Genomic DNA, 8952 nt, shown 5'->3' with positions numbered 1-8952 from the left:
GGGTGGGAAAACGCGCGAACGGGGTCTGGGGCGGAGCCCCAGGGAGCCGCACCCTCACGTAGCCGCACGGGAGGTGGGTGGGGAAACGCGCGGACGGGGTCTGGGGCGGAGCCCAAGGGGCCGCACCCTCACGTAGCCGCACGGGAGGTGGGTGGGAAAACGCCCCGCCGTCAGGGGGGTCAGGCTGGGGAGCCGGAGGTGTAGCGGCGTAGGAGCGGGGAGAGGACCAGCACGGACTTCGTGCGCTCGACGTACGGCTCGCCCGCAATCCGCTCAAGCACCCGCTCGAAGTGCCGCATGTCGGAGGCGAAGACCTGCACGATCGCGTCCGCCTCACCGGTCACGGTGGAGGCGGACGCGACCTCGGGATACCGCTCAAGCCCCCGCCTGATCGCGTCGGGCGAGGTGTTGCGACGGCAGTAGATCTCGATGAAACCCTCGGTCTCCCAGCCCAGGGCCGCCGGGTCGACGCGCACGGTGAACCCGGTGATGGCCCCCTCGGCCCGCAGCCGGTCGACGCGCCGCTTGACGGCGGGCGCGGACAGACCGATCAGGGAGCCGATGTCGGCGTAGGAGCGCCGGGCGTCTTCGGCGAGCGCGTGGACGATGCGTTCATCGAGGTCATTGAGTCGCACTGCGGGTGGATCACTTCTGTGAGGCGGTGGCCAGCCTGGAACGGCGGTAGCCGTATCCGAAGTAGATCACGAGTCCGGCGGCCATCCAGCCTCCGAAGTACTCCCAGGTGATCAGGTCGAGGTTCCACATCAGGTAGGCGCAGCTCACGAAGCCGAGTATCGGCACGGTCCAGCCCAGCGGCACCCGGAAGGTGCGCGCCATGTCGGGGCGGGTACGGCGCAGGATGATGACCGCGATGTTGACCAGCGCGAACGCGAAGAGCGTGCCGATGCTGGTGGCGTCGGCGAGCTTGCCGAGCGGCACCGCCGCGGCCAGCACACCGCAGAACAGCGACACGACCAGCGTGTTGGCGACGGGCGTACCGGAGCGCGGGCTGACCTTGGCGAACACCTTGGGCACGAGCCCGTCGCGTGACATGGCGAACAGGATGCGGGTCTGGCCGTAGAGCACGGTCAGGACGACGCTCGCAATGGCGATCACGGCGCAGGCGGCGAGCAGCGTGGCCCAGAAGGAGTGACCGGTGACGTCCTTCATGATGCCGGCGAGCGCCGCCTCGGAGCCCTCGAACTGCTTCCAGGGGCGCGCGCCGACGGCGACGAAGGCGACGAGCACGTACAGCGCGGTGACGATGACCAGCGACAGCATGATCGCGCGCGGCAGGTCCTTCTTGGGGTTCTTCGCCTCTTCGCCCGCGGTGGAGGCCGCGTCGAAGCCGATGTAGGAGAAGAACAGCGTGGAGGCGGCGCCGGTGACCCCGGCCTGGCCCAGCGGCATGAAGTCGGAGTAGTTGCCCGACTTGAAGCCCATGAAGCCGATCACGCAGAACAGCACGAGGGCGGCGATCTTCACGCCGACCATGATCGTGTTGATGCGGGCGGACTCGCGGGCACCGCCCAGGAGCAGACCCATGGCGAGGACCACGACGATCAGGGCGGGCAGGTTGAATATCCCGCCGCCGCCGGGCGGCGCGGACAGCGCGTCGGGAATGGTCACGCCGATCGTGCCGTCGAGGAACTCGTTGAGGTACTGCCCCCAGCCGACGGCGACCGCCGCCACCGAGACGCCGTACTCCAGGATCAGGCACCAGCCGCAGATCCAGGCGATGAATTCGCCGAGCGTTGCGTAAGCGTACGAGTACGAGGAGCCCGCGACCGGGATGGAGCCGGCCAGCTCGGCGTAGGACAGCGCGGAGAAGAGGGCGGTGAGCCCGGCGATGACGAACGAGATCGTGACGGCGGGGCCGGCCTTGGGGACGGCCTCCCCGAGCACCACGAAAATGCCGGTGCCGAGCGTCGCACCGATGCTGATCATGGTCAGCTGCCACATGCCGAGCGAGCGCTTGAGCGAACCGCCCTCGCCCTGACCACCCTCCGCGACCAGCAGCTCCACCGGCTTGCGCCGCATCAGACCGCGACCGGGGCGCGGGCCCCCGGCGGCGGGTGCATCGGTCGAGGGTGGCGCTGCGCCGTGATCCAACACTGAGGTGGCTCCTTATCGCTGCCAATCGGACGGCGGGCGACCGCGACGGCCCGGCCTTCCCCACGAGGGGATATTCCGGGCAGCATGAAGCCATCCGTGGCCGGTTCCGCCGAGCAGGCGGTCCCCGCCACTCCACGTACGGCGAGAACCCTATGGGGTTCTTGTTCCCGGTCGTAATGCAGCAACCTTGCGCATTGCTGGCTGATCATTGCGCTCAACCGCGACGGATGGGTGTTTGTTGCACATCAACGTTCGATCCGTGCGTACGCCCTGCTCAGGGCCGGTTTCCCGGGCCCGCGAAGTGGTCCTGGTCACGGTGTCGCCTTGACACCTCGTCAGCCCTGTTGCAGGGTCGCGCCCCATGGAGCACGTGCCGCACAAGATCGCCGACGGGCCGGCCGCGGGCTGGCTGGATCCGGCCCCCTTCCTGCGCGGGGTGGCCTGGCTCGACTCCGACGGGCAGCCGGTCCGAGCCGATCCCGACGACGTGATGCGGCTGCCGTGGGACACCGCGGAGCGGGCCGCGCTGCCCATCGGCACGCGGATCGAGTTCACCGCGCGAGGCGCCACGGCGGTGGAGCTCCGCTACCGCGCCAACGTGCCCGCGGAGGGCGAGGCGCTGCACGATCTGGCGCACACCTTCGCGCTGTGGCAGGGCGACACCTGTCTGAGCGAGGCCACGGTGACCCCGCACGAGGAGGGTCACGTACGGCTTCAACTGCCGTGCTCCCCCGGCCCGTTCACCATCCATCCGCCGGAGACGCAGGCGCCGGTGGTCGTCGGGGTGCGAGGGGTCGGCGGCGACGTCGCGCCGGCCGCGGCCAGGCCGCGCTGGGTGGTGTACGGGGACTCCATCACGGAGGGCTGGTGGTCGACCCGTCCCGCGCACGCCTGGCCGGCCGTCGCGGGCCGGGCGCTCGGCCTGGACACGGTGAACCTGGGCTACGCGGGCGGCGGCCGCGGCGAACTCGCCACGGCCGAACAGCTCGCCCGGCTTCCCGCCGATGTCCTCACGCTCGCCTTCGGAACCAACTGCTGGTCCCCGGTGCCGTTTTCGGCCCCTTTGATGTACGAGACGGTCCTCGCCTTCGTGCGGCTCGTGCGGCGGGGGCACCGGACGACCCCGCTGCTCGTGGTCTCCCCGCTGGTGCATCCGGAGGCCGAGGTGACGCCGAACGCGCTGGGCGCGACACTCGCGGAGCTGCGCGCCGCCCTGGAGGGCGCCGTCCGTGCGCTCATCGCGGAGGGCGACGAGCACCTCCATCTGCTGCGCGGGCACGGCCTGTTGACCCCGGAGCACCTCGCCGACGGGCTGCACCCCACCGACGAGGGCCATGCCCTGCTCGGCGCGGCGGTGGCCAAGGCGCTTGCTCCGCACATGCCGGAGCCCCCGCGAGAGGACTCACGGGGGCTCCGGGCCGTACCGGTGGGCGACTGACTCCGGTGAGCGACTAGCTCCAGCTGTTGTGGAGCGGCTTACCCTCGGCGTAGCCGGCGGCGGACTGGATGCCGACGACCGCCTTCTCCTCGAACTCGGCGAGTGAGGAGGCACCGGCGTAGGTGCAGGAGGAGCGGACGCCCGCGATGATCGAGTCGATCAGGTCCTCGACGCCCGGGCGGGCCGGGTCGAGGAACATGCGCGAGGTGGAGATGCCCTCCTCGAACAGGGCCTTGCGGGCGCGGTCGTAGGAGGACTCGTCGCTCGTACGGTTCTTGACCGCGCGGGCGGAGGCCATGCCGAACGACTCCTTGTACAGGTGGCCCTCAGCCGAGGTGTGCAGGTCGCCCGGGGACTCGTAGGTGCCGGCGAACCAGGAGCCGATCATGACGTTGGAGGCGCCGGCGGCGAGCGCCATGGCGACGTCACGCGGGTGGCGCACCCCACCGTCGGCCCATACGTGCTTGCCGAACTTCTTCGCCTCGGCGGCGCACTCCAGGACCGCGGAGAACTGCGGGCGGCCGACGCCCGTCATCATGCGGGTGGTGCACATGGCGCCGGGTCCGACGCCCACCTTGATGATGTCGGCGCCGGCCTCGATCAGGTCGCGCACGCCCTCGGCGGCGACGATGTTGCCCGCGACGATCGGGACCTGCGGGTCGAGGCCGCGGACGGCCTTGATCGCGGCAATCATCGATTCCTGGTGGCCGTGCGCGGTGTCCACGACGATCGTGTCGGCGCCGGCGTCCAGGAGCTGCTTGGCCTTGCCCGCCACGTCACCGTTGATGCCGACGGCGGCGGCGATGCGCAGCTTGCCCCCGGCGTCGGTGGCCGGGGTGTAGAGCGTGGCGCGCAGGGCGCCCTTGCGGGTGAGGATGCCGGCGAGGCGGCCGTCCTTGTCCACGGCGGGCGCGTAGCGGCGGTTGGCGCCGTCCAGCTTGTTGAAGGCCTCGCGCGGGTCGATGTCCGCGTCCAGAAGCACCAGGTCCTTCGCCATGACCTCGGACAGCTGGGTGAAGCGGTCCACGCCCGTCAGGTCGGCATCGGTGACGACGCCGATGGGCCGCTGGTCGGCGTCGACGACGACGCCCGCGTTGTGGGCCCGCTTCGGCAGCAGGGCGAGCGCGTCGGCGACGGTCTGGGTCGGGGCGAGGACGATCGGGGTGTCGAGCACGTGGTGGCGCGTCTTGACCCACGAGATCACCTCGGTGACGACCTCGATCGGGATGTCCTGGGGGATCACGACGATGCCGCCGCGGCGCGCCACGGTCTCGGCCATGCGGCGCCCGGCGATCGCGGTCATGTTGGCGACGACGAGCGGGATGGTGGTGCCCGTGCCGTCAGGGGAGGCCAGGTCGACGCCCTGGCGGGAGCCCACCGCGGAGCGGCTCGGCACCATGAACACATCGTCGTACGTCAGGTCGTACGGCGGCTTGATGTCGTTGAGGAAACGCACGTGCTGAACATCCCAGTCGTTCGAGGTGGCCCCCGGCATTTCAGCGAGGGGAAAAGCACGTAATTCATTGTCCCATGTTCGTACGATTGCGCTGCCCGGGCCGATCGTCCAGGGACCCGGCACAGGGCCTAGTGCGATCCTCCGAGCGCGAGGTGTACGGCGAGGGTTCCGTGCGGCTCCGACACGGCCGCGCCGCCCAGGACGTCGAGGGCGATGGCCCACTCGTCGGGCCGCCCGGCCGCGTACTCCTGCCAGCGCGTCACGACCAGGAGACGGCCGGGAACGGCCGGGCCCCAGTCGGGGTCGCCGAGACAGTCGGCGAGGGCGTCCCAGTTGCGGCCGAACCAGTCGGGGAACCGCAGCGCGGTGGCCACGCGGTCCATGAAGGCGGCCTTCCCGGTCACCCCTTCCAGGTCGAGGAGGTCGACGAGCCATCCCGTGGCCCGTACGGAGTCGAACGCTTCGGCCGTCATCGCAGCACCGCCTTGAACGTCTTGTAGTGGTCGCCGGTGTAGAAGAACTCGCCACTCTGCCCCGTGATCAGGCGCCGTGCCCCGCGGTCGCGCGAGCCCGGGGTGGGGACGGTGTACTCGTGGTAGTAGCCGCGTTTGTGCTGCGGCAGGAGCTTCTCGACGTTGCCGAACACCACGCCGTCCCTGCTGTACGGGAACGGGCCGCCCTTGTCGATGAGGGCGAGGGTCCTGCGCGCCTCGGCCGGCAGCGCGCCTGCCGGGACCGTGGCCATGCCCTTGGACCAGCCGGGGGCCGACGCGGAGGCGGATGCGTTGTGCGGGGAGCCCGCCGGTTTCGCCGTGTCCTTGCCGCCGCAGCCGGCGAGCAGCACCGCCAGACACACGAGGACCGGGGCGAGGGCGAGCCGGGCCAACCTGTTGATCATGTGCCGATGCTCCCATCAGGCGGTGGCGTGAGCGAATGCGTGGAGTGATGTTTCCGGGTCACGATGGAGTCATGCTCCTTGCCGACGTGGCCGGAACCTCGGCCGAGATCGCCGCCACCTCATCGCGCTCGGAGAAGTCCGCGCTCCTTGCCCGGCTCTTCTCGGCCACCGAACCCGATGAGGCTCCGCTGGTGGTGACCTATCTGGCGGGGCGGCTGCCCCAGCGGCGTACCGGGCTCGGCTGGAGCACCCTCAAGGACCGCCCGCCGCCCGCCGCCGAGCCCTCGCTCACCGTCCAGGACGTGGACGAACGCCTCGACCGCATCTCCGCGGTGGCCGGGAAGGGCGCGCAGGGCGAGCGCAAGCGGCTGGCCGGGGAGCTGATGGCGGCGGCCACCGCCGAGGAGCAGGAGTTCCTGGTCGCGCTGATCGTCGGCGAGGTGCGCCAGGGCGCGCTCGACGCGGCCGCCGTCGAGGGGCTCGCGGCGGCGGCCGGCGCGCCCGCCGCCGATGTGCGGCGCGCCGTGATGCTGGGCGGCTCGCTCGGCACGGTCGCCCGGGCCCTGCTCGCCGAGGGCCCGGCGGCGCTAGCCGCGTTCCGGCTCGACGTGGGCCGGCCCGTGCTCCCCATGCTGGCGCACACCGCGAAGGACGTCGGCGAGGGGCTCGACCGGCTGGGGCCGTGCGCCGTCGAGGAGAAGCTCGACGGCATCCGCGCCCAGGTCCACAAGGACGGTGACGCCGTACGGGTCTTCACCCGCACCCTGGACGAGATCACCGAGCGGCTGCCCGAAGTGGTGGCGGCGGCACGGGAGTTGGCGGCGGCGCGCGCCGTCCTGGACGGCGAGGTGATCGCCCTCGGCCCCGACGGCCGGCCGCGTTCGTTCCAGGACATCGCCGGGCGCGTCGGCTCCCGGCTCGATGTCGCCGGCGCCCAGGACCGGTTGCCGCTCTCCCCTGTCTTCTTCGACCTGTTGTCGGTGGACGGACGGGACCTGCTCGATCTGCCGGTGCACGAGCGGCACGCGGAGCTGGCCCGGATCGCGCCCGCGCCCCGGCGCGTACAGCGGTATGTGGTGCGGGACCCGGCCGATCCCGAACAGCGGCGCGGGGCCGAGGAGTTCGCCGCCCAGACGCTGGAGCTCGGCCACGAGGGCGTGGTCCTCAAGGCGCTCGACTCGACCTACACGGCGGGCCGGCGCGGCGCCTCGTGGCTGAAGGTCAAGCCCGTGCACACCCTCGACCTGGTGGTCCTCGCGGCGGAGTGGGGTCACGGCCGGCGCACCGGTTTCCTGTCCAATCTGCACCTCGGGGCGCGCCGCGAGGACGGCACGTTCGCGATGCTCGGCAAGACGTTCAAGGGGCTCACCGATGTCCTGCTCGCCTGGCAGACCGAGCGGCTGCGGGAGCTGGCGGTGGCGGAGGAGCCCTGGGGGGTGCGGGTACGGCCGGAACTCGTCGTCGAGGTGGCCTTCGACGGCGTACAGAGATCATCGCGGTACCCGGAAGGGGTCACACTGCGGTTCGCACGGGTAGTGCGCTATCGCGAGGACAAAAGGGCCTCGGAAGCGGACACGGTCGCGACGGTCGTCGCTCTCCCACGTTCTCGGCCTGGCCCGGACAGGGGGGAGGATCCGCAGCGCGACGGAAGGGAATGAACCGGTGGAGCACGGTCACGGCACGGGGCGGCTCGAACAGGCACAACGGCGGTCCCAGGAGGCCGGGTTGGCGGCCGCGAGGCTCACCGCGGAAGGGGTGCGGGCGGTCGCGCTGACCTGGGTGGACGTCGCGGGGCTCACCCGCGTCAAGGCCGTGCCGACGACCCGGCTCGCGCAGGTCGCGGCGCACGGCGTGGGCATGTCGCCGGTGTTCGACGTGTATCTGGTGGACGACTCGGTCACCACCAGCGCCCACATCGGCGGCCCCGACGGCGATCTGCGGCTCATCCCCGACCTGGACCGGCTCACGGTGCTCGCCGCGCAGCCGGGCTGGGCGTGGGCGCCCGCCGACCGTTTCGAGCAGTCGGGCGAGCCGTACGAGGCCTGCCAGCGGCTGTTCACGCGCCGGATGACCGAGCGGGCCGCTGAGCGCGGCATCGAGCTGCGGATGGGCTTCGAGACGGAGTGGGTGGTCGACCCGCCGCTCGCGGGACCGGCGTACGGGATGGCGCGGATCGTGGAGCGTGCACAGTACGTGGGCGATGTGCTCGGCGCTCTCGAAGCGCAGGGTGTCGAGGTGTTGCAGATCCACCCGGAGTACACGGCGGGCCAGTTCGAGGTGTCGGTGGCCCCGGCGGATCCGGTGGGGGCGGCGGATCTCGCGGTGCTCGTACGCGAGACGATCCGCGCGGTGTCGCTCCAGCACGGGCTGACCCCGTGGTTCGGCCCGGTCATCGACCCCGAGGGCGTCGGCAACGGCGCCCATCTCCACCTCAGCCTGTGGCGGGACGGCCGCAACCTGTGCCGGGGCGGCGACGGCCCGTCCGGCATGACCGCGGCCAGCGAGGCCTTCCTCGCCGGGATCCTCGACGCGCTGCCCGCGCTGCTCGCGATCGGCGCGCCGAGCCCCGCGAGCTACCTGCGCCTCGCGCCGTCGCGCTGGGCCGGCGCCTTCCAGTGCTGGGGGCCGGAGAACCGGGAGGCGGCGCTGCGCTTCGTGCCCGGCCCGCCCGGCACGGAGGGCGCCGCCAACGCCGAGGTCAAGTCGTTCGACCCGGCCGCCAACCCGTACCTCGTGACGGGCGCGGTCATCGCGGCCGGGCTCGCCGGCCTCGACGCGGGCCTCACCCTGCCCGAGCCGGTGGCGGGCGATCCGGTCGCCTCGGCGGGCGCCCGGCGGCTGCCCGGCTCCCTGCCCGAGGCGCTCGGCCACTTCACCGGGTCGGCGGTGCTGCGCGAGGCGCTCGGCGACGCGCTCTTCGAGGCGATCGTCTCGGTGCGCCAGGCCGAGACGAAACTCTTTGACGGCCGTACGCCGGCGGAGATCGCCGAGGCCACGCGCGGGAGGTACTGAGTGCTGCCGCTCGTCGACCACCACTGTCACGGC

The 8952-nt window shown here is 71.9% G+C and carries 8 protein-coding genes; 3 read left to right on the top strand and 5 right to left on the bottom strand.

Annotated elements, in window-relative coordinates; translation table 11 throughout:
- Positions 1 to 179: 179 nt before the first annotated feature.
- Together AB0D31_RS34095 and AB0D31_RS34090 are read right to left on the bottom strand one after the other, a co-directional pair.
- Positions 180 to 635 carry an Lrp/AsnC family transcriptional regulator gene (locus AB0D31_RS34095; RefSeq protein WP_261714895.1) on the bottom strand — a complete coding sequence of 152 codons (456 nt, stop codon included), beginning with the start codon at positions 633 to 635 and terminating at the stop codon, positions 180 to 182.
- 10 nt (positions 636 to 645) lie between these two features.
- Positions 646 to 2115: an amino acid permease gene (locus AB0D31_RS34090; protein WP_362730630.1), complete on the bottom strand. Its 1470-nt coding sequence runs from the start codon at positions 2113 to 2115 to the stop codon at positions 646 to 648.
- A 361-nt stretch (positions 2116 to 2476) separates the two neighbouring features.
- On the opposite strand from AB0D31_RS34090, the gene AB0D31_RS34085 reads away from it, so the two are divergent.
- A complete protein-coding gene (locus tag AB0D31_RS34085) occupies positions 2477 to 3553 on the top strand; it encodes a GDSL-type esterase/lipase family protein (protein ID WP_362730627.1) in 1077 nt (358 codons plus the stop codon).
- Between the two features lie 13 nt (positions 3554 to 3566).
- Here AB0D31_RS34085 and AB0D31_RS34080 read toward each other — a convergent pair whose 3' ends face one another.
- From AB0D31_RS34080 to AB0D31_RS34070, 3 genes are all read right to left on the bottom strand, one after another.
- Positions 3567 to 5048 (bottom strand): GuaB1 family IMP dehydrogenase-related protein, encoded by a 1482-nt coding sequence (locus tag AB0D31_RS34080; RefSeq protein WP_362730624.1) that lies wholly within the window; start codon positions 5046 to 5048, stop codon positions 3567 to 3569.
- 89 nt (positions 5049 to 5137) lie between these two features.
- Positions 5138 to 5482: a barstar family protein gene (locus AB0D31_RS34075; RefSeq protein ID WP_362730621.1), complete on the bottom strand. Its 345-nt coding sequence runs from the start codon at positions 5480 to 5482 to the stop codon at positions 5138 to 5140.
- Positions 5479 to 5907 carry a ribonuclease gene (locus tag AB0D31_RS34070; RefSeq protein WP_362730618.1) on the bottom strand — a complete coding sequence of 143 codons (429 nt, stop codon included), beginning with the start codon at positions 5905 to 5907 and terminating at the stop codon, positions 5479 to 5481. Before AB0D31_RS34070 ends, AB0D31_RS34075 begins: the two co-directional genes overlap by 4 nt.
- Before the next feature lie 71 nt (positions 5908 to 5978).
- Here AB0D31_RS34070 and AB0D31_RS34065 point away from each other — a divergent pair, with 71 nt between their 5' ends.
- Entirely contained in the window at positions 5979 to 7565 is a 1587-nt protein-coding gene (locus AB0D31_RS34065; RefSeq protein ID WP_362730615.1) for an ATP-dependent DNA ligase, read from the top strand.
- A gap of 97 nt (positions 7566 to 7662) precedes the next feature.
- Complete coding sequence (locus AB0D31_RS34060; RefSeq protein WP_362730633.1) at positions 7663 to 8919, top strand: glutamine synthetase family protein; 1257 nt, start codon at positions 7663 to 7665, stop codon at positions 8917 to 8919.
- The last annotated feature ends 33 nt before the right edge of the window (positions 8920 to 8952 follow it).

This window comes from Streptomyces sp. NPDC048361, from assembly GCF_040651795.1.
Lineage (GTDB): Bacteria > Actinomycetota > Actinomycetes > Streptomycetales > Streptomycetaceae > Streptomyces.
Note: the sequence above shows the minus strand (reverse complement) of the source record. Positions and strands in the feature narration are given on the sequence as shown.